This is a genomic window from Micromonospora echinofusca (assembly GCF_900091445.1).
Classification (GTDB): domain Bacteria; phylum Actinomycetota; class Actinomycetes; order Mycobacteriales; family Micromonosporaceae; genus Micromonospora; species Micromonospora echinofusca.
Window position 1 is genome coordinate 4,336,549 of the sequence record NZ_LT607733.1, and the last position, 26,690, is coordinate 4,363,238.

Sequence of the window (26,690 nt, forward strand, 5' to 3'; positions counted from 1 at the left end):
ACTACTTTCCTCCTAGTGGAAGCCTGCGCCGCAGGCGGGCCACCACCCGGCGCAGCGTCACCGGCGAGACGGCGATCACCAGGTGGCCCTTGTGGTTCGTGGTCGTGGTGAACACGTACAGCTGTCCGCCGTGTCGGTGGAGCACCCGCTGCCGGACCGGCGGACGTGGCCCACGCAGCGGGGTGGAACCGCTCTCCCCGGCCGCCACGGCGGTGACCCGGACGGTCCGGGTCCGCCCTCCCGGCGGGAGGCCGGCGAGCAGGTCGACGGCCCGGAACGTGACCCGGACGGTGGTCCCCAGCGGGTCCTCCGTCAGGCCGGTGACCGTGCCGGCGGCCGAACCCACCTTGAAGGTGAGCCCGCCGTCGGCGAGCTCGGCGAGCTCCGGCCAGGGGCTGCGCGCGACGACCGTCAACGTCCTCTCCCCGCCCCGGTCGGGGGACCAGGTCGCGGAGACCGCCTCCAGCCGGGCGAGCCACTTGGGGTCGGACCGGCTGACCTCGAACCACTCCTCGGACAGGGCGGATCGGGGGTCGCCGAAGCCAGGGTACAGGGCGTACCAGCGCTCGTCCTGCACCACCGTGGGCGGCAGGCCCTCCTCGACGTCCTGCCTGATCACCGCGCGCAGGTCGGCGAGCGACCCGAGCCAGGCGGCGCCGATGCGGACCCGGGCGGTGACGCCCAGCCGGTCCCGGATGGAGTCCGTGAGGTGCTTGCGGGCCAGGTTGGCCACGCCCGCGCGGACCTGCTCCTGGACGTCGGGCTCCAGCGTGAGGAAGTCGTCCTGGAGCAGCTTGGCGATCTCCCAGGTGAAGTGGCGGTACAGGATCGCGTCGCGCCGCTCGCCGGGCTCGATCAGTTCCGCCACCACGTCGACGATGCGCTCGACGCCGCGCAGCCGGGCCAGGTGGTTGCTGCGGTAGGTGATGTTGCCGGCGTTGAGCCGCTTGACCGCGTAGTAGTAGTCGTAGTCGGCGAGCACCGAGATGCGCCCGGCCCGCAGGCAGGCCTCCAGGGTGAAGGGCTGGTCGCTGCCGACCGGCATGTCCTCCGGGAAACGCAGCCCGTGCTTCTCGATCAGGTCGCGCCGGAACAGCTTGGTGTTCGACAGGGCGAACGGCAGCGCGGAGGCGAAGAGGTCCACCTCGTCGCGGGTGCTCTCGAAGATCGCCTGGTGGACGTAGCGCTCGTTGACCCCGACCATCCGGCCGAGCAGCACGTCGGAACCCCACTCGTCGGCGGCGGCCACCATCCGGGCCAGCGCCTCCGGCCCGAGGTGGTCGTCGGCGCCGATGAACAGGACGTACCGGCCGGTCGCGTGCTCCAGCGCCCGGTTGCTGGGGGCGGCGGGGCCGCCCGAGTTGGCCTGGTGCAGCACCTTCACGGTGCCCGGGTACGCCGCCGCGAAGCGGTCCAGCTCGGCGCCGCTGCCGTCGGTGGAGCCGTCGTCGACCGCGACGACCTCCAACCGGTCCAGCCCGATGGTCTGCTCCACCAGGGAGGTCAGGCACCGGGTCAGGTCCGGCATCGTGTTGTAGACGGCCGTCACCACCGTCACGTCGGGCGTGGTCACGCGCCGACCCGCAGGGCTGGCGGCTCGGCGCCCGGGTTGGTGTCGTCACCGCCGGCGCCGCGACCGGCGGGCAGCAGCCGGGAGTAGACCCCGTCCAACACCCGCGCCTGCGCCTCCCACGTCCACGACTCCAACAACCCCGGACGCTCGTACACCTCCCGATAACGCCCCGGATCCGCCAACACACCCCGCACCACCCGCACGAAGTCCCCCACATCCTCCGCCCGGAACACCTCACCCTGACCCGTCGACCGCACCGTCTCCGCCATCGTCCGCACATCACTGACCACCAACGGCAACCGCGCATGCGAATACTCGAAGAACTTCGTAATCAACGCGATCTCATGATTCGGCCAATGATGAATCGGAATGACCCCCACCGAAGCCCCCGACAAGAACGGCACCACCTGATGATGCGGCACGTACGACAACACGTGCACCCGCCCCGCCACACCCAACTCCCCCGCCCGCACCACCAACCCCTTCACGTACGCGGATTCGGGCTTGTTGACCACGAAGGCGACGTGCGCGTCGGGCAGCTGCGGCAGCGCCTCGACCATGACGTCGAGGCCCCGCCGCGCGGCGGCCACGCCGCTGTAGACCAGCAGCGGCACGTCCGGCCCGATCCCGCACAGCTCGCGGATGTCCGGGGCCGGCTCGTCGCCGGGGCCGGGCAGCTCGGCCAGCGCGGGGGCGTTGAGCACCACCTCGGGGCGTTCGGCCAGGCGGTGCTCCTGCTGCAACAGGTCGGCCAGCCCGCCGGAGACGGTCATCGCCGCGTCGGCGTACGGCACGAACTCCCGCTCGTGCGCCATGTTGCCGGGCAGCCAGCGGACGTTGTCGCGCCACGCCTGCACGCCGGGCAGGTACTCGTGGGCGTCCCAGACGACCGCGATCCGGCGGCCCTGTGCGGCGGCGCGCAGCTTGGCCCGGGCGGCCACGCCGAGCATCCGGAAGTCGTTGGCGTGGATCAGGTCCGGCCGCAGTTCGTCGACCGTCGGGCCGTAGGCCAGCTCGTAGTCCCACAGCCCCGGCTCCAGCCGCCGCCAGGCGCCGTCGCCCTGCACGGTCTGCCAGAACTTCGTGTACGCCCGGTCCAGCGGGCCGTCGAGCTTCTTGCGGCCCTGCCGGGACCGGGTGAGCTGCCAGTGGCGCAACGAGACCCAGCGACGGGCCACCCCGGCGGCCAGCTCCTCGGCGCGCAGCGCGTGCCACCGCAGCGGTGACGGGCGGGTGCCACCGTCGCGCGCGGCCACCGTCAGCGCCGCCCGCCGGAAGGTCAGGTCCGCCCGCCAGGCCTTCATCGCCTGGCTGCGGTGCGCGGCGACGCCGGTGGGCGGGTACGCCAGTGGCCAGCGCAGCCAGCCGCGGCGGAACTCGTGCCGGCGCTTGGCCAGCGGCTCGGGCATCGGCAGCAGGCGCACCTCGGCGTCGCCGAGTCGCCAGCTCTGGGAGCGCCCGGCGGCTGTGCGACCGAGCAGGACGACCTCCCAGCCGGCGTCGGCGGCCGAACGGGCGGCCTTCTGGACCCGGGAGTCACCGTTGACCCCGTTGTCGACCAGCATGACAACACGCCCCCGGGCGCCGGCGCCGCCGTTCAGCCCCATCGTCTGCTTCTCCGCCTCTGCCCGGTGCCGTCCGGCCGGGTCACCCGGCCCGGATCCCGAGCGATTGTACGAGACCGCCGGCCGGCGCCCCCGCACCATGGATTGTGGGAAAGCGCGGGTCGGCATCGCCTCCGCGCGCCCCGGAGCGTACCCTCCCCGCTGTCCGTCCCGGCGCCGACCGCGTCGTTGCGCACCCCACGCGAGGAAACTGTCAGCCGGATACGTTCCGCCGGAAGTAGGGCGAGATGTCGACCAACCAAACATTCGGTGCCGCACCGGCGGACGGTCGGCCGACCGCGCCCGACGTCCGCCGGGCCCGCGTCCGGCTGGTGCTCGGCCTGCTCGCCGCCGCCGTGCTCGGCAGCCTGCTGTGGTGGGGCCGCTGGGAGACCGCGCCGCAGCACGCCTACCCGGACACCTACTGGTACGCCCGGCAGGCGGCCACCATGACCGGTACGCCCTCCGCCGAGGCGGACCGGTTCGCCGCCCGGCTGGTCTGCCGTAAGGGCATGCCGAGTCCGCGCCGGGGTGTCTCCTGCGTCGCCGGGACCCGGCAGTGGGCGGCCGACATGCCCCCGCGCTACCAGCGGATCTTCACCACCCGACCCGGCTACTCGCTGACCGCGGCGCCGTTCGTACTGGTCTTCGGGGAGCGGGGGATGGTGCTGGCCACCGCGGCGCTCGCCGTACTGGCCGGCGTGTTGGCGGCCCTGGCGGTGCGGCTGCTCGGTGGGGGCCTGGTCAGCTCGCTCGCGGCCACCGCGCTGCTCTTCCTGCTGCCCACCGGCTTCTGGCTGAGCCGGCTGCTGGCCGAGGCCGGCGCGACGGCGTTCGCCCTGGCCGCGCTCTGCGCCGCCGTACCCCTGCTCCGGCCGGGCGGGACGGCGCGCGGCCGGCTGCTGCTCGGCGGCGCGGTGCTGGCCGGGCTGCTCGCCTCGACCGTCACCCGGCCGGCCACCGGCCTGCTGCTGTCGGCGGCGCTGACGGCGGTGTTCGCCGCGCTGACCCTGCTCCGCCGCCGCCGGGCCGGCTGGGAGCCGGGGCTGGTCGTGCTCACCGTCGCGTGCGGCGTGGCCACGGCGGTCTGGCTCGGCCTCAGCGCCGCGCTGGACATCCCCGGCGCCGCCGAGACACTTCAGGACAAGTTCACCGTGCACTTCACCCGGCCGGACGTGCCCGACCCGTGGCCGCGCCTGGTGGAGCTGAACCGGGACTTCTGGCCCGCCCAGCTCAACGCCTGGTGGAACGGGGGCGCGCCGCTGGCCGCCTCGCCGTTCCTGGCCCTGCTGCTCGTCGGCTTCGCCGCCCTGTTCCGGGCGCTGCCCGGGCGGGCCGCGCTGCTCTTCGCCGCGACCGGAGCGACCGGGCTGCTCACGCTGGTGGCCCACCCGAAGGAGTCCGAGGCCGACCGGCTGGTCCTGGTCATCTGGCTGCCGGTGGTGGTGGGCCTCGCCATGCTGCTGGGCAGACCCGCCCGGCCCGCCCCGGACATCGCAGGCGAACCGGGGCAGCCCCCGGCGTAGGAATCAGCGGGTCAGCGGGCGGACGTCCCAGAGCCAGACGTCGTCGACGCGCCGGCCCGGACCGAAGCACGCGTCCAGCGCTGAACGGAGCGCCTCGGCGCGGGGATGCCGCGGCAGCGCCACGGCGTCCGCCCGCCAGTGCCGCACGTCCAGCTCCGCCTGCGCCCGTTCCGCGGGGGTGATGGTGACCGGTGCCGGGCGCCTGCCGGTGGCCACCTCTGTCAGCAGGGCGGCGGTGGGCCGGGGATCCACCCCCCACCGGCCGGTGTCGTCGGTGGGCGAGGTCGGCCCGAGGAAGTAGCCCTGCGGTACGGCGAAGCCGGCGCCCCCGGCGGCGCCCCACCGCACCGAGGTCATGTTCTCCACCGGCACCGGCACGAGCGTCCGCCCGGGCGCCACGTGGTCGCGCCATCCGCCGGCCGTGACGAACCGGGGCACCTCCGGGCGTCCCACGGCCGGCAGCGGGGTCGGCAGCAGCGGCACCAGGGCCACGGCCAGCGCCACCGCTACCAGCGGCCGGAGCGGTACGACGCCCACCCAGGCCGGAATCCGACCGGAGAGCAGCCGGTCCATCACGATCGCGACGAGCACCCCGAGCGCGGCCGTGGTGATCAGCGCGAAGCGGGCCACCACCATCGCGTCGACCACCGGCAGGCCGTTCAACAGGCGGAACGGGCCGGGAACCCCCGGGCCGCGGACCGCCCAGTTGATCGTGTTGCCCAGCGAGAAGAGCGCGGCCAGCACCGCCGTGAAGCCCAGGACCCGGACCAGGTGCTCCCGGCGCAGCCAGGCCACCGCGGCGACCGCCAGCAGCACGAGCGGCCAACCGTAGAAGCTGGCCTCCTCGGTCACGTTGGCGGCCAGCCGGCGGTCACCCTGCGGGCCGCCGGCCAGCGATTCCGTCGCGTAGCTGAAGTAGGAGGCGAGCCGCAGCGCGTACTTGTCCGGGTCGGTGGGGTGGCCGCTGCGGTGCTGCGGGCCGAGGAACTGCATCCAGAGCGGGTACGCCGTCACCAGCAGGGTCAGCGCGCCGGCCACCCCCAGCACGGCCAGCGCCCGGGGGGCCGCCGCCAACGCCGCCCGGGGTCGGAACAGCACGTGCCCCAGCAGCGCCATCGCGCAGGCCAGGGCGAGGATGAAGAGGATCTCGACGCTGACGAAGAACTGCGCGGAGACCAGGGCGCCGAGGATGAGCCCGTCGCGCAGCGGACGCCCGCCCCGGGTCAGTCGGGCCACCCGCCACACGATGAAGGGGATCAGCCACTGCGCGGTGATGTGCGGGTGACCGTTGCTGTGCGAGACCAGGGCCGGCGCGAAGGCGCAGCAGGCGGCGCCGACCAGCGCCGCCGCCCGGTTGCCGACCACGTGCCGGGAGAGCACCCAGTACCAGGCGAGGCCGGTGCCGGCCAGGTTGAGGGTCATCAGCACCAGGTAGGACAGCGCGGCGCCGCCGAGCAGGGTGACGGGCGCGAGCAGCACGCCGGGCAGTTGGATGCCGACGTTGGTCATCAGGTTCACGCCGTCGGGCGCGTTCTGCAGCCGGGTGAAGAAGGGGTTCTCCAGGTTGGCCACCACGTGCGCCGCGTGGGCCAGCATCCACTCGTTGAAGTCCTGGTCCGCCGGCTGCGCGCCGAGCACCCGGCCGCGCACGTCCCGCCAGCCCCGGCCAGTCACCCACAGCGCGCCGGCGAGGAGGACGAGCACGGCGACGAGGTCCGGCCGGCGTCGGCGCGGCTCCCGGGGCGGATCAGCCGGCGCGCGCTCCTCGGCGGCGTCGGTGGACAGGTCGGTCGCCGGGGGTCGCGCTGCGGTCACGGTGCCCGATCCTACTCATGGCGACATGCTCCACACTGCCCCCGCTCCGGCCGCGTCGCCGCCCGCTGCACGTCCCGTCGCCGCCGGCGGCCGGGCCGTGCGGTCAGACCTCCGCCTGCGGGGACGCCTCAGGGGCGGGGCCGTCCGGTCAGACCCCCACCTGCCGGGACGGGTCGGGGGCAGAGCCGACGGCGGGGCCGTGCGTCGGGGCGGGCGGGTGGTCCGGCAGCAGCCGGGAGTAGACCCCGTCCAACACCCGCGCCTGCGCCTCCCACGTCCACGACTCCAACAACCCCGGACGCTCGTACACCTCCCGATAACGCCCCGGATCCGCCAACACACCCCGCACCACCCGCACGAAGTCCCCCACATCCTCCGCCCGGAACACCTCACCCTGACCCGTCGACCGCACCGTCTCCGCCATCGTCCGCACATCACTGACCACCAACGGCAACCGCGCATGCGAATACTCGAAGAACTTCGTAATCAACGCGATCTCATGATTCGGCCAATGATGAATCGGAATGACCCCCACCGAAGCCCCCGACAAGAACGGCACCACCTGATGATGCGGCACGTACGACAACACGTGCACCCGCCCCGCCACACCCAACTCCCCCGCCCGCACCACCAACCCCTTCACGTACGGGGCGGCCGGGCGGGGCACGACCAGCGCCACGTGGGCGTCGGGCAGTTCGGTGAGCGCCTCGACCATGATGCCGAGGCCCCGCTGCTCGGCGGCGGCGCCGCTGTAGACCAGCAGCGGCACGTCCGGCCCGATCCCGCACAGCTCGCGGATGTCCGGCACCCCGTCGCCCGCGCCCGCCGCGTCCGCGCTGCTCGGGGTGTTCAGCACGACGGTGGGCTGCTCGGGCAGGCGGTGCCGCTCGCGCAGCAGGTCGGCCAGCCCGTCGGAGACGGTGAGCACCGCGTCGGCGTACGGGGCGTACTCCCGCTCGTGCGCGGTGTTGGCCGGCAGCCACCGCGGGCTGTCGTTCCAGCGCCGGATGCCGGGCAGGAACTCGTGGGCGTCCCAGACCAGCGCGACGCGCCGGCCCTTGGCGGCGGCCCGCAGCTTGGCCCGCGCGCCGACCCCGAGCATCCGGAAGTCGTTGGCGTGGATCAGGTCCGGCCGCAGCTTGTCGACCACCGGCCCGTAGGCCAACTCGAAGTCCCACAGCGCCGGGTCGAGCCGTCGCCAGGCGCGGTCGCCGGCCACCGTCTGCCAGAACCGCGTGTAGAGCTGGTCCACCGGCGTGGCCAGGCCCTTGCGTGCCTCCTGGGCCCGACTGAGCTGACGGCGCCGCAGCGACACCCAGCGGCGCGACACCTTCGTCGCCAGCAGCTCACCGCGCAGCAGTTGCCGGCTCAGCGTCAGCCCGGCTGAGGAACGCCCCTCCCCGCGGGCCTGGCTCAGCGCGCCGAGCCGCGCCTCCAGGTCGGCGCGGCGGGCGCGTACCTCCTGCTCGCGGCGGGCCGCGATCCCGGTGGGCGGGTAGGCCAGCGGGCCGCGCACCCAGTGGCGGCGGAACTCGTGCGGCGGCCGCGCGAGCGAGGTGGTCATCGGCAGCAGCCGGACCTCGGCGCCGCCGAGCTGCCAGGTCTGCACCTTGCCGGTGGCCGAGCGGCCCAGCAGGACCACGTCCCAGCCGGCCTCGGCGGCCGAGGCGGCGGTCTTCTGCACCCGGGAGTCGCCCTCGACGCCGTTGTCCACGAGCATGACCACCCGGCCCCGGGTGGCGGGGGCGGCCGGTCCGGCGGCGCCGTCGGTCATGGTGCCTCCTCGTTCTGTGCGGCCCCGTCGGGCCCCGGCGAGTGTACGGCAGCGGCAGCCGTCCGGGACGCCACGCTGCCGGTGCGCCGGGGGCGGCCGACGGCTGTCGACCCACCGGCCGCAGCATCGTCGACGGACGTGACCGGCCGGGGCACTAGCATGGCCCGGTGACCGCCTCCCACCCTGTCAACGTCGCGCCGGCCACCGGGTCCGGCCCCGCTCCGTCGCCGGCGCCGCACCGGCCGGATGCAGCCGCCGTCACCACGGAGCCGGGCCCGCAGCGCCCCGCCGGCGGCCCACCGCCACGCGAGTACGGGCTGGACGCGCTGCGGGTCGTGGCGATCTGCGGCGTGGTGGCGATCCACGTCTTCGGCGTCATCGTGGGCCAGGACGACCTGCGCGGCAACCTCGGCTGGTGGGTGGCCACCGCGATCGACATCGGGGCGATCTGGACCGTGCCCGCGTTCATCATGATCAGCGGGGCGTTCGTGCTCGACCCCCGGGCGCACCGGGCCGGCCCGGCGGCGTTCTACCGCAAGCGGTTCACCCGGATCCTCCCCGCCATGATCGTGTGGCACGTGGTGTATGTGGTCGTGGTGCGGATGGCGATGCGCGGCGAGGAGATGAGCCTCACCCTGCTGACCCGCCTGCTGATCGATGGCAAGGTCTTCACCGCGCTGTACTTCCTCTGGCTGATCGCCGGGCTCTACGTGCTCGCGCCCGTCCTCGCGCCGTTCCTGCACGCAGGCGGGCGGCACCGGGCGCTGATCACCGCCGGCGTCGCGCTGGGCTGGACGATGGTCGCGTACATGATCCCGGGCATCGCCCTCATCCTCGGCGACTCCCGGCCCAACATCCTGACCAGTTGGAACCGGTGGTGGCCGTACGTCGGCTTCTTCATCGCCGGCTGGGCGCTGCGCCGGGTCGTGCTCAACCGGCTCTGGACGGCGCTCGCCCTGCTCGGCGCCGGCCTGCTGCTGGCCGAGGCGATCTGGCAGTTCGGGGTGGCGCCCCAGCACCGCCTGCTCCAGGCCACCTTCCCGGTGATGGCGACCGGCACCCTGGTCGCCGCCGCCACCCTGCTGATCTTCATGGCCTCGGTGAGCATCGGGTCCCGGGTCACCTGGCGCCCTGGGGTGGGCCGCCTGGTGACGCGCCTCTCCGACGCCTCGTTCGGCGTGTTCCTGATCCACCTGCTGGTCTTCGAGGTCTTCCGGCAGCTCATCCCCGACGTGGAGGCCGGGCGGTCGCTGGAGGTCATCGGGCTGACCTACCCGGCCGTGCTGGTGATCTCCTTCGCCGTCTCCATGCTGGCGTCCCGGATCCCGTACGTCCGCGCGGTCTTCTGACCGCCCGCACCGCAAGCGCCGACGGCGGCCCGGACGATTCGGAATCGTCCGGGCCGCCGTCGCTCGTGGGCCCGGGCCTGACGGCCGACGGCCGCCCGCCGCCCGCCGCAGCGGGGGACGGACGGCCGACGGCGCGTCGTCTCAGCGAAGGAACGAGGTGAGCTGACGGGCCGTCCAGGTGCCGTCGTGGTAGGTGCGGGCGTACTCGGCGGAGGCCAGGCCGATCTTGGCAGTCGCCTCCCGGTCGTCGAGCAGGGACTCCACGACCGAGGTGAGGTTGGTCGGGGTGGCGTTGACGATCGGCAGGTCGCCGCCGACGGTCTTCGTGACCTGCTCGCTGAGGTAGGCCACCACCGGCTTGCCGGCGGCCATCGCCTCGACCGCGAAGGTGCCGAAGCTGCCCGTGGTGAACTGGTCGAGCACCAGGTCGCAGTCGCGGACCAGCTCACGCATCTCGGCCCAGGCGACCCCCTCGGCCAGCCGCAGCTCGATGACGCCCCGGTCGTGCAGGGCCTGCATCGCCGGCAGGATCCGGTCGGTGCCCTTGGTCCACCGCTTGGACGGCGCGTGCAGCACCAGCGGCCGGGGCCGCTGCATCACCGGCCGGTCGCAGGCCCAGGCGTCGACGTCCACCACCAGCGGGGCCCACGTCGCCCAGGGCAGGTCCTCGAGCAGGTCCGGCGTGGTCACGAAGGCCGGCAGCCCCGACTCCTCCGCCACCCGGCGGTTGCGCTCGGCCTTCTTGCGCAGCTTCGCCGCGATCCCGTCGGGCGCGTCGCTGAACAGGGAGAACTCGTGGCGCTGCTGGTGGCGGTCCGGGTGCCGGATCTCGCTGCCGTGCGCCAGCAGCGCGACCTTGATCCCGGCCTTGCGCAGCGCCGGCAGGTCGCCCTCGATGTTGTCGCCGTTGAGCTGGCCGAACAGCGGCATGAACGCGTCCACCAGCACGTGGGTGTACTGGCTGAGCACCCGGTTGAGCTGCTCCAGCTGGAAGTCGAGTTCCGGCTGCCGCAGCGAGTCGAGGTAGACGTCCGCCGGGTAGTCGAACGAGCCGGGCAGCTTGTTCATCACCACCTGCACCGACACGTCGGTGTTGTCGCGGCAGATGGCCCGGGCGAAGGCGGCGGCCTGGCCGGCGTAGTTGGCCGGGCCGAGACCGAGGCGGATCGGCGTGTCACCGAGCTCGCGCCAGCCGCCCAGGGGCCGCGGCTCGGCGGTGCCCGTCGACGGCGCGGTGACCGGGCGCTCCTGCACCGTCCACGGCACGTCGCGCGGGCCGGCGGGCGCGACGCCGGAGAGGTCCCGGTAGAGCTGGAGCAGCTTGCTGCTCTGCCGCTCCCAGGACAGGTCGTCGAGGATCGGCTCGTCGATGTGCGCGGCCAGCTCGGCCCGGCGGGCGGTGGCCCGGCGTACCGCCTCCGTGAAGCCCGCCACGTCGCCGGAGGTGAAGGTCTCCCCGATGTCGTGCCCCTCGACGAACGCCCGGACGACCTGCACGTCGCTCGTGACCAGGGGAAGGCCGGCGTGCAGGTACTCGGAGACCTTCGTCGGCAGGGACAGCTCGCAGTTCGGGGTCCGCTGGAACGGGATCAGGCCGAGGTCGGCGGAGCTGAGGTAGTCGGCGACCTCGTACGGGGCGACGTAGGGAACCACGTGCACCCGGTCGCGCGTACCGTTCGCCTCGGCCCGGGCGAGCAGCTCCTCCAGCAGCGGGGTCATCCGGCCGCTGACCAGGGCCAGGTGGTGCTCCGGCAGCTGCGGCAGCGCCGCGATGACGGTGTCCAGCCCGCGTTCCTTGCCGATCCAGCCCGCGTACACCATCAACGGCACGCCCTCGGCGACGCCGGCACGCTCCCGCACGGAGGCGGTCACGGCGCCGCTGCGGATGCCCTCGCGCACCGGCGAGTTTCCCACCACCATCGGGGTCTTCGGCAGCCCGTACTCGGTCTGGAGCTTCTCCGCGATCTGCTCGGAGACGGTGACCACCGCGTCGGCCCGGCCGATGAACTCCCGCTCGGCGGCCCGCACGCCGCTGGCCTGCTGCGGCTTGGGCCAGGCGACGCCCTGCACGTACTCGTGGGCGTCGTACAGCCAGACGCAGCCGCGCCCGCGCGCCCGCAGCCGCGCGGCGCTCATCGCCGCGGTCGGGATCGTGTTGATGTCGTTGGCGTGGATGACGTCCGGCTCCAGCTCCTCCAGCACCGGCCCGAACGCCAGGTCGATGTCGAGCAGCGTCGGCCAGTCGGTCCGCCAGTCGCCGGTCGGCGGCAGCGGCTGGGTGCTGTGGAACTGTTCCCAGCCCCAGGCCCGCAGCCGGAACTGGTGGACCGCCTCGTGCGCCCGCAGCCAGGCGCGCGGCGGAGGGTTGCGCTTCGCCGTCTGCGACCGGAGCCAGGCCTGGTGCGAGGCGCGGTAGCGTGCCAGCGCGGACTTGTCCGGGATGCCGAACTGCGTCAGCGTACGGCGGACCCGGTGCTCGCGGGCCGGCCGGCGCGACAGGGTCTGCGGCACCGGCACCCGGATGACCTGGATCGGCCCCATGGCGGAGCGCTCCAGCTCGCCCTTCTTGCGGCTGCTCCGGCCCACCAGGACCACGTCCCACCCGTCCCGGGCGGCGGCGATGGCGGTCTTCTGTACGCGGGAGTCGCCGGTGATGCCGTTGGCGACCAGTACGACGAGCCGCGGCGCTCGGCGGGGCGTTGACATGCGCTGTCCTTCGTGGAGGAGGGCTGGCGGTGGAGGGTGCCCGACCGCGGTCCGCCGGACGCGGACCGCGGTCGCCCCGGGTCAGCGGGTGGAGAGGGTGTCCCCCGCCGGGGACGGGGTGCCCGTGCCCACGGCGATCGTGCTGCCATCGGTCGCGGAACGCAGGACGGCGCCGGCCACCTCGACCGTACGCAGGCCCTGGCGCAGGGTCACGATGTCGCTCTCCTTGCCCTCGACCGCGTCGCGGAAGCGCTCGTGCTCGACCAGCAGCGGCTCCCGCTTCGGGATCGCGTAGCGCACCATGTCGCCCTCGGCGACGCCCCGGAACGCGCGCAGCGCCTCCCACTCGGTGTCGATGGCGCCGTTGGCGTAGAAGGTGAGGTCGGCGGTGAGGGTGTCGGCGATGAAGCAGCCCCGGTCACCGGTGATCACCGTGGACCGCTCCTTGAGCGGGCTCAGCCAGTTGACCAGGTGGTTGACCATGGTGCCGTCGGCGAGCTGCCCCACCACGGCGACCATGTCCTCGTGCAGCCGGCCGCTGCGCGAGACCGTCCGGGCCGACACCGAGGTGTATTCCTGGCCGGTCACCCAGCTGGTCAGGTCGATGTCGTGGGTGGCCAGGTCCATCACCACGCCGACGTCGGCGATGCGGTGCGGGAACGGGCCCTGTCGGCGGGTGACGACCTGGTAGACCTCGCCCAGCTCGCCCGCCTCCAGCCGGGTGCGCAGGTTCTGCAGGGCGGGGTTGTAACGCTCGATGTGCCCCACCCCGGCCACCAGGCTGGCGGCCTCGAACGCCTCGACGAGCCGCAGCGCCGCGTCCACGCTCTGCGCGAGGGGCTTCTCGATCAGGGCGCTGACGCCGTTGGCGGCCAGTTCCAGGCCGACCTGCTCGTGCAGGGCCGTCGGGCAGGCCACCACCGCGTAGTCGACGCCGAGGGCGAGCAGGTCGCCGAGCTCGGGTACGACCGGCGCGCGCAGCGTGCCGGTGGTGTCGCCGGCCGGGTCGACGATGCCGACCAGCTCGACGCCGTCCAGGCCGGCGAGGACGCGGGCGTGGTTGCGGCCCATCGCGCCGAGGCCGATCAGGCCGGCGCGCAACTTGCGGCCGGCGCTCATCGGGCACCCCCGGCGAGGTTCGCGCCCTCGGCGATGCGCTCCAGCTCGGCCTCGGTCAGCGAGGGGTGCACCGGCAGGGAGACGACCTCGGCGGCGGCCCGCTCGGTCTCCGGCAGGTCCCAGGGGCCGGGCTTGCCGTCCTCGCTCAGGTAGGGCTTGAGCCGGTGGATCGGGGTCGGGTAGTAGACGGCGTTGCCGATGCCCAGCTCGGTGAGGCGCTGCTGGGCGGCGTCCCGGTCACCCTGCACCCGCACCGTGTACTGGTGGTAGACGTGCCGGGCGGCGTCGGCGACCGGCGGGGTGACCATGCCGGTGATCTTCGAGTCGAGGAACTTGGCGTTGGCCCGGCGCTGCTCGGTCCACTCGCCCAGCTGGCCCAGCTGGACCCGGCCGATGGCCGCCGCGACGTCGGTCATCCGCATGTTCGCGCCGACGATCTCGTTGGCGTACCGCTGCTCCATGCCCTGGTTGCGCAGCAGCCGCAGGGTGCGGGCCAGCTCGGCGTCGCCGGTGCTGACCATGCCGCCCTCCAGGGCGTGCATGTTCTTGGTCGGGTAGAAGCTGAAGCAGCCGGCGGTGCCGAAGGCGCCGACCGGGGTGCCGTTCAGCGCGGCGCCGTGGGCCTGGGCGGCGTCCTCGACGACGGCCAGGCCGTGCCGCTCGGCGATCGCCATGATCCGGTCCATCGCGGCGGGGTGGCCGTAGAGGTGGACGGGCATGATCGCCACGGTGCGCGGGGTGACCGCGGCGGCGACCGCCTCGGGGTCGAGGCAGAAGCTGCCCGCCTCGATGTCCACGAAGACCGGCTCGGCGCCGACCAGCCGGACGGCGTTCGCGCTGGCCGCGAAGGAGAACGACGGCACGATGACCTCGTCACCCGGGCCGAAGCCGAGGGCCATGAGGGTGAGCTGCAGGGCGGAGGTCCCCGAGTTCACCGCGACGCAGTGCCGCCCGGCGACCAGCTCGCCGAACTCCTCCTCGAAGGCCGCGACCTCGGGACCCTGCACCACCCGGCCGCTGCGGAGCACCCGAACAGCCGCTTCGATCTCGGCGTCACCGATGATCGGCCGCGCTGGGGGAATGAACTCTGGGTGCGGCCCAGCCATGGGGCATCCTCCTGTGTCAGATGGTGCTCGGGTGGGGTTCGGGGTGCGATACTAGCCCGTTGCAGATCGGGTCGAGACCGACGAGGCCAACGTTCACGCACCGGCCCGGTGGGGTTCAGAAGCGGTCAGGGACCGGGTGTCCCACACCGCCGGTTCGTCGAGGGACGGACCGGTACATGCTACCCGTAGGGCCGCGACGATCGCGGCGGCCATGCGGGCGATCTCCGGCGTGTCAAGAGGTGTCCGCGAAATCGCCAGCCGCCAGTAGACCGGCCCGACGATCAGATCCGCCGCGCCGCGCCGGTCGGCTCCCGCCGGCAGTTCGCCCCGCTCGACCGCTCGGCCGATGACGAGCTCGCCGACCCGGTCCTGGTAGCCGGCCAACGCGCGCTGGAGGGTCTCGGCGATCTGCGGGTTGCGCGCCGCCTCGGCGAGCAGGTCCGGAATGATCTGCGAGGCCAGCGGGTGGCGCAGCGCCCCGGCGGCGACGAGCAGCAGCAGCTCCACGTCCCCGCGCAGGCTCCCGGCGTCGACCATGGGCAGCTTGCGGCCGGCGACCGCGGAGACCATGTCGAGCACCAGTTCGAGCTTGGAGCGCCACCGGCGGTAGATCGCCGTCTTGCTGACCCCGGCCCGCCGGGCCACCGCCTCTATCGACAACCGGCCGTAGCCGACCTCCGCCAGCTCCTGCGTGACCGCGCGGCGGATGGCCGTGGTGATGTCGTCACGGAGCACCGCCGCACCGGCCGGCACCCGCCTCTTATCGGTCTTCACGTGCAACAATGTAGCGCAGCGACGGTACGGTTGCGTCCCGACGTGTTTTCCACTACGGTTCGCCCGGCGACGAGGCGGCGCTCCGCACTGGCCACGCTCTCCCGTCGTCGCGCGCAACCCGTTGGCACGAAAGAGATCGGAGCGCCAAACCATGGCCAACACCACGGTGGCCGACCCGGATTCCGGGCTCACCGGGGCCCAGCTCGCCAAGCGGTACGGGCTCCGGTTCGCCGGCGAGCGGCCGTCCCTCGGCGAATACGCGGGGCAGCTCTGGCGCTACCGGCACTTCATCGCCGCGTACGCCAACGCCAAGCTGGTGGCGTCGTTCAGCAACGCCCGGCTCGGGCAGCTGTGGCAGGTACTCACCCCGTTGACCAACGCGGCGGTCTACTACCTGATCTTCGGCGTGGTGCTGGCACAGAACAGGACCCCGAACTTCATCGCCTACCTCTGCACCGGTCTGTTCATCTTCAACTTCACGCAGACCGCGGTGCAGACCGGCACGCAGTCGATCACCAGCAACCTGGGCCTGATCCGGGCGCTGCACTTCCCCCGGGCCTGCCTGCCGCTGGCCGTGACCGTCACCCAGTTCCAGCAGCTCCTCGGCTCGATGGTGGTGCTCGCCGTCATCGTGCTGGTGACCGGCGAGCCGATCACCCTGGCCTGGCTGATGCTGGTGCCGGCGATCCTGCTCCAGACGGTCTTCAACGGCGGGCTCACGATGGTGGTGGCCCGGATGGGCTCGAAGCTGGCGGACCTCAAGCAGGTCATGCCCTTCGTCATGCGCACCTGGATGTACGGCTCCGGGGTGCTCTACAGCGTGGAGCTCTTCCGCGATGAGCTGCCGCCCTGGGCCTCCGGGCTGGTCGAGCTGAACCCGGCGCTGGTCTACATCGAGTTGGCCCGGTACTCGCTGCTGGAGAACACGCCACTGCTCAGTTCCTCCCTGCTCCAGCTCTGGGTGACGGCGCTGGGCTGGGCGATCGTGATGGGCGTCGGGGGTTTCATCTACTTCTGGCGGGGCGAACAGGAGTACGGCCGTGGTTGAGCAGTTCGAGTCGTCCAACGACGTGACGGTGACGCTGCCCCAGGTGCGGGAGCGCATCCCCACCGTGGTGGTGGACGACGCCCACGTCATCTACCGGATCCACAAGGGCGCCGGCGGGGGCGGCGGCCCGGTCGGCGCCCTCAAGCGGATCGTGAGCCGCACCTCGGCGCCGAACATCCGGGAGGTGCACGCGGTCAAGGGGGTCAGCTTCACCGCGTACCGGGGCGAGGCGATCGGGCTGATCGGCAGCAACGGCTCGGGCAAGTCGACCATGCTGCGCGCCATCGCCGGCCTGCTGCCGGTCAACCGCGGCGCGGTCTACACGCAGGGGCAGCCGTCGCTGCTCGGGGTCAACGCGGCCCTGCTCAACGACCTCTCCGGCGAGCGCAACGTCGTGCTGGGCTGCCTGGCCATGGGCATGTCGCCCGAGGAGGTGCAGCGCCGCACCCCGGAGATCATCGACTTCTCCGGCATCAACCAGCGGGGCGACTTCGCCTCGCTGCCGATGCGCACCTACTCCTCCGGCATGGGCGCCCGGCTGCGGTTCTCCATCGCCGCGGCCAAGAAGCACGACGTGCTGCTCATCGACGAGGCCCTCGCCACCGGCGACAAGATCTTCCGCAAGCGCAGCGAGCGGCGGGTACGGGAGCTGCGCGAGGGCGCCGGCACGGTGTTCCTCGTCAGCCACCAGCTCTCCTCGATCCGGGACACCTGCGAGCGGACGATCTGGCTGGAATCGGGCGTCCTGCGCATGGACGGCCCGACCGACGAGGTCGTCCGGGAGTACGAGGCGTTCAGCGGCAAGTAGCGCCCCGGCGCACGTACGGCATCCGCCCGGTGCCGGCCGACCGCGTCGCCCCGTGGGGGCGGCGCGGTCCGCGCGTTAAGGTTCATCCGGTCGCCGCCCGGGCGGAACCTTCTGTTCACGCACCCTGAGAGTGAGGCTTCGGCAATGACGCAGGACCACACCGCTGGCCCGACCGCCGCACCGGAGAACCCGGCACCGTGGCGGCCCTCGCGGACGGTGGCGGTGGTGCTGGCCGGCGGCACCGGGACCCGGCTGGGCCTCGGCATCCCGAAGCAGCTGCTCAAGATCGCCGGTAAGCCGATCATCGAGCACACCCTGGCGGTCTTCGAGGCGGCGCCCGAGATCGACGAGATCGTCGTGCTGATGGCCACGGGCCACCTCGCCGACGCCCAGCAGATCGTCGACAAGGCCGGCTTCCGCAAGGTCACCAAGGTGATCGAGGGCGGCGACACCCGCAACGCCACCACCCGGATCGCGCTCGACGCCGTCGGCGAGGGCGACTGCAACATCCTCTTCCACGACGCGGTGCGGCCCCTGGTCAGCGGCCGGATCGTCCGGGAGTGCGTGAACGCGCTCTGGACGTACTCGGCGGTCGACGTGGCGATCCCGTCGGCCGACACGATCGTCCAGGTCGACGAGGACGACTGCATCACCGACATCCCGGTGCGCTCCTCGCTGCGCCGGGGCCAGACGCCGCAGGCGTTCCGCTCGGGCACCATCCGCGAGGCCTACCGGCTCGCCGAGGGCGACCCGCACTTCGCCGCCACCGACGACTGCGGGGTGGTGCTGCGCTACCTGCCCGGCACGCCGATCAAGGTCATCGACGGCTCCGACGAGAACATCAAGGTCACCCACCCCGTCGACGTGCACCTGGCGGACAAGCTGTTCCAGCTCGCCGCCGCGCAGGCGCCCCGGGTGACCGACGAGCGCAGCTACACCGAGGAGCTGACCGGCCGGACCATCGTCGTCTTCGGCGGCAGCTACGGCATCGGCCACGACCTCGCCGAGCTGGCCCGCCGCTACGGCGCGCAGGTCTTCCCGTTCAGCCGCTCCAGCACCGGCACCCACGTCGAGCGCGCCGAGGACGTCGAGGCGGCGCTGAAGACCGCCTTCGAGGCCACCGGCCGGATCGACCACGTGGTGGTCACGGCCGGCATCCTGGAGAAGGGCGCCCTCGCCGAGATGGACCAGGACACCATGGACCGGGTGCTCCAGGTCAACTTCGTGGGGCCCGTCATCGTCGCCCGCCAGTCGCTGCCCTACCTCCAGCAGACCAAGGGCCAGCTGCTGCTCTACACCTCCAGCTCCTACACCCGGGGCCGGGCCCGCTACGCGCTCTACTCCTCCACCAAGGCGGCCCTGGTCAACCTCACCCAGGCGCTGTCGGACGAGTGGGCGGAGTTCGGCGTACGGGTCAACTGCATCAACCCCGAGCGGACCGCGACCCCGATGCGCACCAAGGCGTTCGGCGAGGAGCCGGAGCACACCCTGCTCGCCGCCGAGACCGTCGCCCAGTCGTCGCTGGACGTGCTGATCTCCGACCTGACCGGGCAGGTCATCGACGTGCGCCGCGCGCCCGGCGAGGTGCCGGCCCAGCCGGGGCCCGCGCGGGCCGAGCGGGACGCGAGCCTCGCCGACGCCGGCTGACGGCGGATTTCGGGCCACGGCGGGAAACGGAGCCGACATGCGTGGTGACCTGGTTCGGAAGCTGCTCGCCCGCGCGCTGGCCACCGGCCTGGCGGTGCTGGCGTTCCTCGTGGTCGCGCTGACCGGCGCGACCGGCTGGGGGCTGGGGCTGGCCGTGGGCGCCCTCGCGGCGGCCGCCTGGGAGCGGCGGGTGCGCCCGGGCGCCGACAACGCGGCGGAGACCGCGCTGGTCGCGGCGGCGATCCTGGTCGGCTACGCCCGCCGCCTCGACGCCGGCTTCGATCCCGCGCTGGCCGCGACCGCGCTGGTCCTGCTGGGGCTGGTGCTGCTGGTCAATCCGCTGCGGGACGCGGGCGGCCTGGAGGTGCGCGCCGCGAACCTGCCGGTGCGCTCCTGGACGCCGCTGGTCGCCGCCCGCCTCGGCGACGCCCTGGCGGGGCTGCTGGCCCTGCTGGCGCTGGCGGCCGTCGCGAACCTGCCGGCCGGCGTCGCGCTGGCGGCCGTGCTGCTGGTGGCCACCGGCGCCGGGGCGGTCGGGCTGGACCTGGCCCGGCGCCGGTTCCGCCCGGGGGCCGGCGGTTCGGCGGTGTCCCGCGCGCTGCGCCGGCACCAGCCCGAGTTCCTGCTGCACTTCTCCGCGCCGCCGGGCTCGGAGTACCAGGTCACCATGTGGCTGCCGTACCTGGAGCGGATCGGCCGGCCGTTCCTGGTGATGGTGCGCGAGCCGGAGTTCCTGCCGTTGATCGCGGCGGCCACCAGCGCTCCCGTGGTCTACTGCCCCACCACCAGGGCGATGGACGAGGCGCTGGTGCCCAGCCTGCGGGTGGCCTTCTACGTCAACCACGGCGCGAAGAACAGCCACTGCATCCGCTTCACCCAGCTGACCCACGTCCAGCTGCACCACGGCGACAGCGACAAGGCGCCCAGCGCCAACCCCGTCTCGGCGATCTTCGACCGGATCTTCGTCGCCGGCCAGGCCGCCATCGACCGGTACGCCCGCGCCGGGGTGGACATCCCGGCGGAGAAGTTCGTCGTCGTCGGCCGCCCGCAGGTCGAGTCGATCGAGGTACGCCCCGAGCCGGCGCACGGCCGGGCCAACCCGACCGTGCTCTACACGCCGACCTGGACCGGGCACAACGCGGACGCGAACTACTGCTCCCTGCCGGTGGCCGAGACCCTGCTGCGCCGGCTGCTCGACCGGGGCGCGACGGTGATCCTGCGCGCCCACCCGTACACCTCGCAGAACCCGGCGTCCGCCCGGCAGCTGGGCCGGCTCACCGAACTGCTGGCCGCCGACCGGGCGCGCAGCGGCCGGCAGCACGTCTTCGGCGCCGCCGCCAGCCGGGAGCTGACCCTGACCGAGTGCGTGAACCGCTCGGACGCGCTGATCTCCGACGTGTCCGGGGTGATCTCCGACTACCTCTACTCGGGCAAGCCGTACGCGGTGACCGACATGGTGGGCTCCGGCGACCGGTTCTGCGAGCAGTTCCCGCTCGCCGGGTCGGGCTACGTGCTGCGGCGCGACATGTCGAACGCGGACGAGGTGCTGACCGCGCTGCTGGACACCGATCCGCTGGCGTCGGCCCGCTGGGTCACCCGGAGCCGCTACCTGGGCGACTTCCCCGCCGAGACGTACGCCGAGGCGTTCCTGACGGCCGCGCGGCGCCAGCTCGACGAGGGCTGGATCCCGCCGGCCCCGCGTACCGCCGGCGGGCCCGGCCTGCCGGTCGATCCGGACGAGGCGACGCTCTCCCCCGCCACCTGACACGCCCGGCCGGCGGGGACGGGTCAGCGGTAGGGCTCGACGAGGTCCAGGACCGTCCCGGGGGCCTCGACGTGGGCGTTGTGCCCGAGGCCGGGCAGGGTGGCGACCGGCACGCCCAGCTCCTTGAGCTGGGCGTCGGTGACCATCGGGTCGTGCTCGCCACGGGCCAGCAGCACCGGCACGTCGGTCGCCGCCAGCAGGGCCGGCAGCTCCGGCTCGCCCACGTCGAACGCGGCGGGGTCCATCGCCAGCCGCCAGCGACCGTCGACCTGCCGCAGCCCGGCCTCCACGACGTGATGGTCCGGTGCGAAGAGCCCGGTAAGGCCGGCCACCCGCAGGTAGCGGCGGGCCGCCTCGTCCCGGCTCGCGAACCAGGTCACCGGACGGGCCGCCAGCTCACCCGCCTTCGCCAGCTCGGCCGGCGACCAGACCGCCTTGATGCCGAGGCCGACCACGGCCTCGACCGGCACCCCGGCGCCACGGGCGGCGAGCGCCAGCCCGACCACCCCGCCGAGGGAGTGCCCCAGCACGACGAGCCGGTCGCCTGCCGTCAGCCCGGCGGCGATCCGCGCGGCCAGGCCCGCGAACGAGTACTCCGGCAGCGGCGGCGACCAGCCGTGACCGGCGAGGTCCGGCGCCAGCCAGCGTCCCGCCCAGCGGCGCTCCAGCAGCGGCGCGCAGGGCAGCCACACGTCGCCGGTCGCGCCCATGCCGTGCAGCAGCAGGAGCACCCGCCGGCCGTCGCGGTCACCCGATTCATCGACCATGCCGCGCAGTCTGTCACCCACCGGGGCGCCGGGCGAGGGCCGTGACCCGGGCACGACAACGGGCGCCGGCCCCCGGGATGGGGGGCCGACGCCCGTCGGGGTCGCTCAGGCGGAGTAGCCGCGGGTGGCGGCCCAGTTCGCCAGGGCGATGGTGCTCATCCAGTACGACGCGGTCGCCGGGTTCGCCGAGTCGGCGATCTTCACGAGCCGTCCCTCGTCCTGGTAGCCGACCACGGCCACGTAGTGGCCGCCGGGGAACGAGTGCCAGCCGCCGTCGGTGTCCGTGGCGCTGCCGGCGACGTTCACCACGACGCCCCGCCCGTCGCCGATGGCCGCGACGACGTCGGCCTGGAGCCGGTCCATCTGCGCCGGGGTGGCGGCGCCGCCGGGGATCATCCGGGTCCGGTACGGCTCGCCCTTCACCGTCGCGTTCAGCACGCGGGTGGTGTCCTGGGCCGAGTCGGTGCCCATCTGGTCGGTGCCCAGCTGGGCACCGAGAGCGTCCTGGCTGCGTGCGATGCCGGCGGCGCTGAGGGCGTGCCGGACGGCCGCCGGACCGCAGTTGTAGAACGTGGTCTGGGCCTGGTAGTCGTAGTCCAGGCTCTTCGCGGCCGGTGGCTTCGGCGGCTCCGGCTTGCGGGTCAGGTCCGGGTCCGGGGCGGTGCTGGTGGCGCTGGCCGAGGGGGCGGCGCTGGCGGTGGCCGGGGCCGCGCTGGACGGGGCCGTCGCGATCCGGGCCTGGCCGCGCGAGGCCGCGGTGTCCTCGCGGGGCTCGCTCGCGGCGACCGGGGCCTGCGCGGCGGCGGGGGCCTCGTCGGCTCCGGCCAGCAGCGCGCCCGTGCCCGACGCCAGCACGAGCGCCGCGACGGACGCGGCGGCAAACTGGTACGGACGATCGGACGTGAGGCGACGTAGCTGTCGCCTGAGGTGGTGCTTCACGGTTTCCTCCACGGGCTCGGGGTGAGCGGCCGGCGGTCCGCGCCGCGGGCAGGGCGGACCGACCGCGCGGACGGGCGTCCGTGCGGGTCGTGGGCCACTCAGGGGATGCGCCCGGGATGCCGGGCGACGAACGGTGACCGGTCGGTCAGCTCGCTACCTGCGAAGGGGCGAGCGCGGGCACCGCGGCGCCGTGGAGACGGCGGAACAACCGAGGGGTGGGTGGGTGCTGCACGAGGATGGAACTCCTTCCGACGCCGCCGACCGGGTTAGCTGACGGATTCGGGCGGGAAGAACGCCCTACCACAGGCCTGCGGCCCACGGATTCACCCCACGAAGCACTGGGTCCCCGGCTCGTCGTTCACGATTGGGCGGGTCGGTGCGGCGTCGCCTCTGGGCGATCGGGTACCGCACCGGACGCGCCGACATTACTGGCCGGTCCGCGCCCTGCCAACCCCGCCCCACCTGCTTAAACCCTGATCGGGACGCAATTTTTGCGGGCAGCCCGCCACTGACGTGACTCAATGGGACGACCGTTTCGGCCGGCGCCCGAGGGTGACAACGGGACGAGTGGCGGGCATCGACCCCGAAACCCCGGCGGGAAACGACCCGGCCACGCCCTATGACCGGTTCGGCGTCGCGGTGACCGGCGTCACGGAAACGGTCGGGCTTTCTCGACCGGTGGGATTCCGCCGGGCGCTGGCCGCCCCGGTCGGAGCGGCCCGAGCCCGGGGCGGTCAGCGCGAGTCGACGTACGCCGCCGGGTGGTCGGCGGGCCGGGGACGCGGCACGGCGTCGCCCCGCTTCCCCGGTGGTGGCCCGGAGGCGCCGGGGTCCGTCCCGCCGTCGTCCCCGCCGCGCGGTGTCGGGCGGGCCGTCCTGCGCGGGGTGAGCAGCCGCATCATCGGCGTCTCGACGAAGCGGTGCAGCAGGGCGGCCAGGGCCAGGTTGACCAGCAGGAAGCCGAGCACCACCGCCAGCCCCCACCAGCCGGGGAACCCGACACCCCAGTCGCCGGTGAACCGCAGGACGCTGATCATCACCAGGACGTGCACCAGGTAGAAGGCGAAGGAGACCTCGCCGAGCCAGACCATCGGGCGGGACCGCCACGGCGAGCGCCGCCCGCGTACGTCGGCGTCCGCCGCCGCCGCGATGACCAGGATGTACGCCACCGAGAGCAGCGCCGCCCACAGTTCGGCGCGGACCCACTGCGCGGCGAGCACCCAGGTCGCCACGAACACCAGGCTGGCCACCGGCAGGCTCGGGCCCCGCCACCGGCCGCGCCGCATCAGCTCGGCGGCGGCCACGCCCATCCAGAACTCCAGCGACCGCACCGGCGGGAAGACCTGGGTGAACCACCACCGGCTCTCCTCCGGCACCAGGGACTGGGCCGGCCAGAGCGCCAGGATCAGCAGCGGGACCGCGACCACGACGGCCCACAGCGCCCACGGCCGGGCCCGGCGGATGAACGGCAGGGCCAACGGCAGGCAGAGGTAGAAGAAGAACTCGCAGGACAGCGACCAGCTGACCGTGTTGATGCTGTAGAAGTGGCCCGGCCGCGGGTCCCAGGCCTGGAGGAGGAAGAGGTTCTCCACCGCGACGACCCGGTCCACGGGGTCGGCGAACCAGGCCGCGACCGCCAGGGCCGCCACCCACAGGACCACGTGGCTCGGCCAGATCTTGGCCACCCGGCGGCGCCAGAACGCCCGGCGGGTGTCGCTGGGCCGGGCCGACCAGACCAGCACGAAGCCGCTGAGGATGAAGAAGAACTGCACGCCGGAGAGGCCGAGGGCGAAGGCCCAGTCCACGACGGCCTTGTGGCCGGGCTCGGCGATGATGCCCATCGTCGCGACGTGGAAACCGAAGACGAGCAGGGCGGCGACCCAGCGCAGCCCGGTCAGCGACGGCAGGCGGCTGGCCGGGGACGCGGGTCGGGCGGCCGGCGCGTCGGTCGCGGTCCCCGTCATGCCGGCATCCCGACGATCCGCAGGGTCACCAGCACGTACGTCTCCTCCTCGGCCTGTCGTGGGCACCTGCGCGGGGGGCCCGTCGGCGGCCCACGGTCGGCGCCGCCCCGCCGGGCACCCTACCCGGCGCCCCTGAGACTCTTTTCCGTCCCGTCCGTGAGTGTCCGTTCCGTCCCACCGGGTGGCGCGCGTTCCCCCCGCCCCTCGGTAACCGTTGCGTCCCGAACCGTGACGGGCGGCGACAGCCTCCGGATCCGCACCGACCGGTGGCTAGTATTCCGGGACCCGGAGGCCACGAGAGGCAGGGACGGATGCACCAGCGGATCCTGATGCGGGCGAAGAAGGGCCCCTTCGACGTCTACTCGCCGGAGGAGACGCACGAACGGAACTGGATCGGCGACAACAACGGCAACCTGGTCTTCAGCCACGCCGCCCACAAGCTCCTGCATACCGCCACCGCCGAGATCACCTCGACGGAGTTCAGGATCGACCCGCGCGACGCGGACATGATCAACGAGCGGTACGACGTCTACGTGGTGCCGCTCGCCAACGCCTTCCGGCGCAGCTACGCCCACCGCGTCGAGGTCATGACGAAGCTCATCGAGCAGCTCAAGATCCCGGTGGTGGTGCTGGGGGTGGGCGTGCAGACCGACATCCACGGCGACCGGGAGTACCTGCGCCCGATCGACGACGTCGTGACCCGCTTCGTACGGGCCGTCCTCGACCGCTCGCACAGCATCGGCGTACGGGGCGAGATCACCCGCGACTACCTGCGCACCCTGGGCTTCTCGGCCGTCGACGTGATCGGCTGCCCCTCGATGTTCCTGCACGGCGACGGCCTGCGGGTGGAGAAGCGCAAGGCCGCGCTGGAGCCGGAGGACCGGCTCGCGCTCACCGTCTCGCCGTACGTCACGTCGATGGCGGAGATCATCGCCAGTCATCACGCGCGGTACCCGAACCTGCGCTACCTGCCGCAGGACCTCAAGACGCTCGGCACGCTGCTCTACGGCGACGCCCCCGGGGACCGCGGCCGGTCCAGCAAGATCCCGATCCACACCTCACACCCGCTGTTCACCGAGGACAAGGTGCGGATGTTCGTCGACCCCTGGACCTGGATGGACTACCTGTCCGGGTTCGAGTTCGCGTTCGGCACCCGGATCCACGGCACCATCACCGCGCTGGTCTCCGGCACGCCCGGCTACCTCTTCGCCCACGACTCGCGCACCCTGGAACTCGCCCGGTACTTCGACATCCCGCACCGGGTGATGAAGGAGGTGCCGGTCGACGTCGACGCCGCCCAGCTCTACGAGGAGGCGGACTACACGGCGCTCAACGCGGGCCACAAGTCGCGCTACGAGACCATGCTCGCCTTCCTGACCAAGCACGACCTGGGCAACGCCTTCGCCGACGGCGACAGCGCGGCCCGGTTCGACGCGCAGGTGCGCTCCACCGCCTTCCCGCCGGCCGTACGCCCCGCCGCCGCGACCGCCACCGACGCGCTGCTGGAGCGGATCCAGTGGCTGCGCGACCGCAACGCCGCACTGCGCAAGGAGACCGAGACCCTGCGCGGGCAACGGCTCCAGACCCGGGTGAAGCAGGTGATCGGCGGCCGGGTGCGCCGGATACTGAACCGCTGAGCCCCGCACCACCGCCCCGGGCCGCCGGGCGGTCGCCGACCCGCGTGGTGGCCGGCGGGCGGCCGCGCATCCGTACACCTGTACCAACGCGGCGGGTACGCTGGGCGGATGACCGGGGCCACCTACCAGCCGTCGATGCTCGACCTCACCGCCGCCGGACCGTCGCTGTCCCCGCTGGCCGGCCGGCTGCGCCGGCACCCGCTCAGCCACGGCGCGTGGGTCGACCACCTCCCCGGCTGGGTCACCGGCTCCGACGAGGTCTTCGACGTCCTGCTGCGCGACGTCCCCTGGCGTGCCGAGCGCCGCACGATGTACGACGCCGAGGTCGACGTGCCCCGGCTGCTCTGCTGGTACGCCGGGCACCGACCGCTGCCGCACCCGCTGCTGAGCGAGGCGCGCGCCGCCCTCACCCGGCACTACGCCCCCGAGCTCGGCGAGCCCTTCGTCACCGCCGGCATGTGCCTGTACCGCTCCGGCCGGGACAGCGTCGCCTGGCACGGCGACACCCAGGGCCGTTCCGCGCACACCGACACGATGGTCGCCATCGTCTCGTTCGGCTCGCCCCGCCCGCTGCTGCTGCGGCCCCGCGGCGGCGGCGACAGCCTGCGCTTCCCGCTCGGCCACGGCGACCTCGTGGTGATGGGCGGCTCCTGCCAGCGCACCTGGGAGCACGCCGTGCCCAAGACCTCCCGACCCGTCGGGCCCCGCGTCAGCGTCCAGTTCCGCCCCGCCGGCGTCGCCTAGCCAGGGCGGCCCGCAGGGCCGCACC

19 protein-coding genes and 1 riboswitch are annotated in these 26,690 nt (G+C 73.4%); of the genes, 8 read left to right on the plus strand and 11 right to left on the minus strand.

Going from position 1 to position 26,690, the window contains the following annotated elements:
* Position 1: 1 nt before the first annotated feature.
* On the minus strand, positions 2-1,573 hold the full coding sequence (locus tag GA0070610_RS18330) for a glycosyltransferase family 2 protein (RefSeq protein WP_089001175.1): 1,572 nt from the start codon (positions 1,571-1,573) through the stop codon (positions 2-4).
* The gene (locus GA0070610_RS18335) at positions 1,570-3,138 is read right to left on the minus strand and encodes a glycosyltransferase family 4 protein (protein WP_089003590.1); all 1,569 of its coding nucleotides are present in this window, start codon (positions 3,136-3,138) and stop codon (positions 1,570-1,572) included. Before GA0070610_RS18335 ends, GA0070610_RS18330 begins: the two co-directional genes overlap by 4 nt.
* A gap of 287 nt (positions 3,139-3,425) precedes the next feature.
* Here GA0070610_RS18335 and GA0070610_RS18340 point away from each other — a divergent pair, with 287 nt between their 5' ends.
* Entirely contained in the window at positions 3,426-4,703 is a 1,278-nt protein-coding gene (locus GA0070610_RS18340; protein WP_089001176.1) for a hypothetical protein, read from the plus strand.
* Positions 4,704-4,706: 3 nt separating this feature from the next.
* Here GA0070610_RS18340 and GA0070610_RS18345 read toward each other — a convergent pair whose 3' ends face one another.
* On the minus strand, positions 4,707-6,518 hold the full coding sequence (locus tag GA0070610_RS18345) for a hypothetical protein (RefSeq protein ID WP_089001177.1): 1,812 nt from the start codon (positions 6,516-6,518) through the stop codon (positions 4,707-4,709).
* 148 nt (positions 6,519-6,666) lie between these two features.
* Positions 6,667-8,238, minus strand: coding sequence for a glycosyltransferase family 4 protein (locus tag GA0070610_RS18350; protein ID WP_089003591.1), 1,572 nt, complete (start codon positions 8,236-8,238; stop codon positions 6,667-6,669).
* 221 nt (positions 8,239-8,459) lie between these two features.
* Here GA0070610_RS18350 and GA0070610_RS18355 point away from each other — a divergent pair, with 221 nt between their 5' ends.
* Positions 8,460-9,641, plus strand: a complete 1,182-nt coding sequence (locus GA0070610_RS18355; protein WP_089001178.1) for an acyltransferase — start codon at positions 8,460-8,462, stop codon at positions 9,639-9,641.
* 141 nt (positions 9,642-9,782) lie between these two features.
* On the opposite strand, the gene GA0070610_RS18360 is transcribed toward GA0070610_RS18355, so the two are convergent.
* The 4 genes from GA0070610_RS18360 to GA0070610_RS18375 all read right to left on the minus strand — a co-directional run bounded on the left by GA0070610_RS18360 (position 9,783) and on the right by GA0070610_RS18375 (position 15,346).
* Positions 9,783-12,347, minus strand: coding sequence for a glycosyltransferase (locus tag GA0070610_RS18360; protein ID WP_089001179.1), 2,565 nt, complete (start codon positions 12,345-12,347; stop codon positions 9,783-9,785).
* A gap of 81 nt (positions 12,348-12,428) precedes the next feature.
* Positions 12,429-13,466, minus strand: coding sequence for a Gfo/Idh/MocA family protein (locus tag GA0070610_RS18365; RefSeq protein WP_089001180.1), 1,038 nt, complete (start codon positions 13,464-13,466; stop codon positions 12,429-12,431).
* On the minus strand, positions 13,463-14,572 hold the full coding sequence (locus GA0070610_RS18370; RefSeq protein ID WP_089001181.1) for a DegT/DnrJ/EryC1/StrS family aminotransferase: 1,110 nt from the start codon (positions 14,570-14,572) through the stop codon (positions 13,463-13,465). Before GA0070610_RS18370 ends, GA0070610_RS18365 begins: the two co-directional genes overlap by 4 nt.
* A 93-nt stretch (positions 14,573-14,665) precedes the next feature.
* A complete protein-coding gene (locus GA0070610_RS18375) occupies positions 14,666-15,346 on the minus strand; it encodes a TetR/AcrR family transcriptional regulator (RefSeq protein ID WP_089001182.1) in 681 nt (226 codons plus the stop codon).
* Between the two features lie 151 nt (positions 15,347-15,497).
* Here GA0070610_RS18375 and GA0070610_RS18380 point away from each other — a divergent pair, with 151 nt between their 5' ends.
* From GA0070610_RS18380 to GA0070610_RS18395, 4 genes are all read left to right on the plus strand, one after another.
* Complete coding sequence (locus GA0070610_RS18380; RefSeq protein ID WP_089001183.1) at positions 15,498-16,394, plus strand: ABC transporter permease; 897 nt, start codon at positions 15,498-15,500, stop codon at positions 16,392-16,394.
* On the plus strand, positions 16,387-17,202 hold the full coding sequence (locus GA0070610_RS18385; RefSeq protein ID WP_089001184.1) for an ABC transporter ATP-binding protein: 816 nt from the start codon (positions 16,387-16,389) through the stop codon (positions 17,200-17,202). The genes GA0070610_RS18380 and GA0070610_RS18385 overlap by 8 nt, the downstream gene beginning before the upstream one ends.
* A 144-nt stretch (positions 17,203-17,346) precedes the next feature.
* Positions 17,347-18,849, plus strand: a complete 1,503-nt coding sequence (locus tag GA0070610_RS18390; RefSeq protein ID WP_089001185.1) for a bifunctional cytidylyltransferase/SDR family oxidoreductase — start codon at positions 17,347-17,349, stop codon at positions 18,847-18,849.
* A gap of 37 nt (positions 18,850-18,886) precedes the next feature.
* Positions 18,887-20,614, plus strand: coding sequence for a CDP-glycerol glycerophosphotransferase family protein (locus GA0070610_RS18395; protein WP_089001186.1), 1,728 nt, complete (start codon positions 18,887-18,889; stop codon positions 20,612-20,614).
* Positions 20,615-20,637: 23 nt separating this feature from the next.
* Here GA0070610_RS18395 and GA0070610_RS18400 read toward each other — a convergent pair whose 3' ends face one another.
* The 3 genes from GA0070610_RS18400 to GA0070610_RS18410 all read right to left on the minus strand — a co-directional run bounded on the left by GA0070610_RS18400 (position 20,638) and on the right by GA0070610_RS18410 (position 24,284).
* Positions 20,638-21,381: an alpha/beta fold hydrolase gene (locus tag GA0070610_RS18400; RefSeq protein ID WP_089001187.1), complete on the minus strand. Its 744-nt coding sequence runs from the start codon at positions 21,379-21,381 to the stop codon at positions 20,638-20,640.
* A 105-nt stretch (positions 21,382-21,486) separates the two neighbouring features.
* Positions 21,487-22,332: a C39 family peptidase gene (locus GA0070610_RS18405; protein ID WP_089001188.1), complete on the minus strand. Its 846-nt coding sequence runs from the start codon at positions 22,330-22,332 to the stop codon at positions 21,487-21,489.
* 228 nt (positions 22,333-22,560) lie between these two features.
* A riboswitch (cyclic di-AMP (ydaO/yuaA leader) is annotated at positions 22,561-22,701 on the minus strand.
* 353 nt (positions 22,702-23,054) lie between these two features.
* Entirely contained in the window at positions 23,055-24,284 is a 1,230-nt protein-coding gene (locus GA0070610_RS18410) for an acyltransferase family protein (protein ID WP_089001189.1), read from the minus strand.
* Positions 24,285-24,595: 311 nt separating this feature from the next.
* Between GA0070610_RS18410 and GA0070610_RS18415 the strand changes: the two genes are divergently transcribed.
* Together GA0070610_RS18415 and GA0070610_RS18420 are read left to right on the plus strand one after the other, a co-directional pair.
* The gene (locus GA0070610_RS18415) at positions 24,596-25,921 is read left to right on the plus strand and encodes a polysaccharide pyruvyl transferase family protein (RefSeq protein ID WP_089001190.1); all 1,326 of its coding nucleotides are present in this window, start codon (positions 24,596-24,598) and stop codon (positions 25,919-25,921) included.
* Positions 25,922-26,029: 108 nt separating this feature from the next.
* A complete protein-coding gene (locus GA0070610_RS18420) occupies positions 26,030-26,665 on the plus strand; it encodes an alpha-ketoglutarate-dependent dioxygenase AlkB (RefSeq protein WP_089001191.1) in 636 nt (211 codons plus the stop codon).
* Positions 26,666-26,690: the final 25 nt, after the last annotated feature.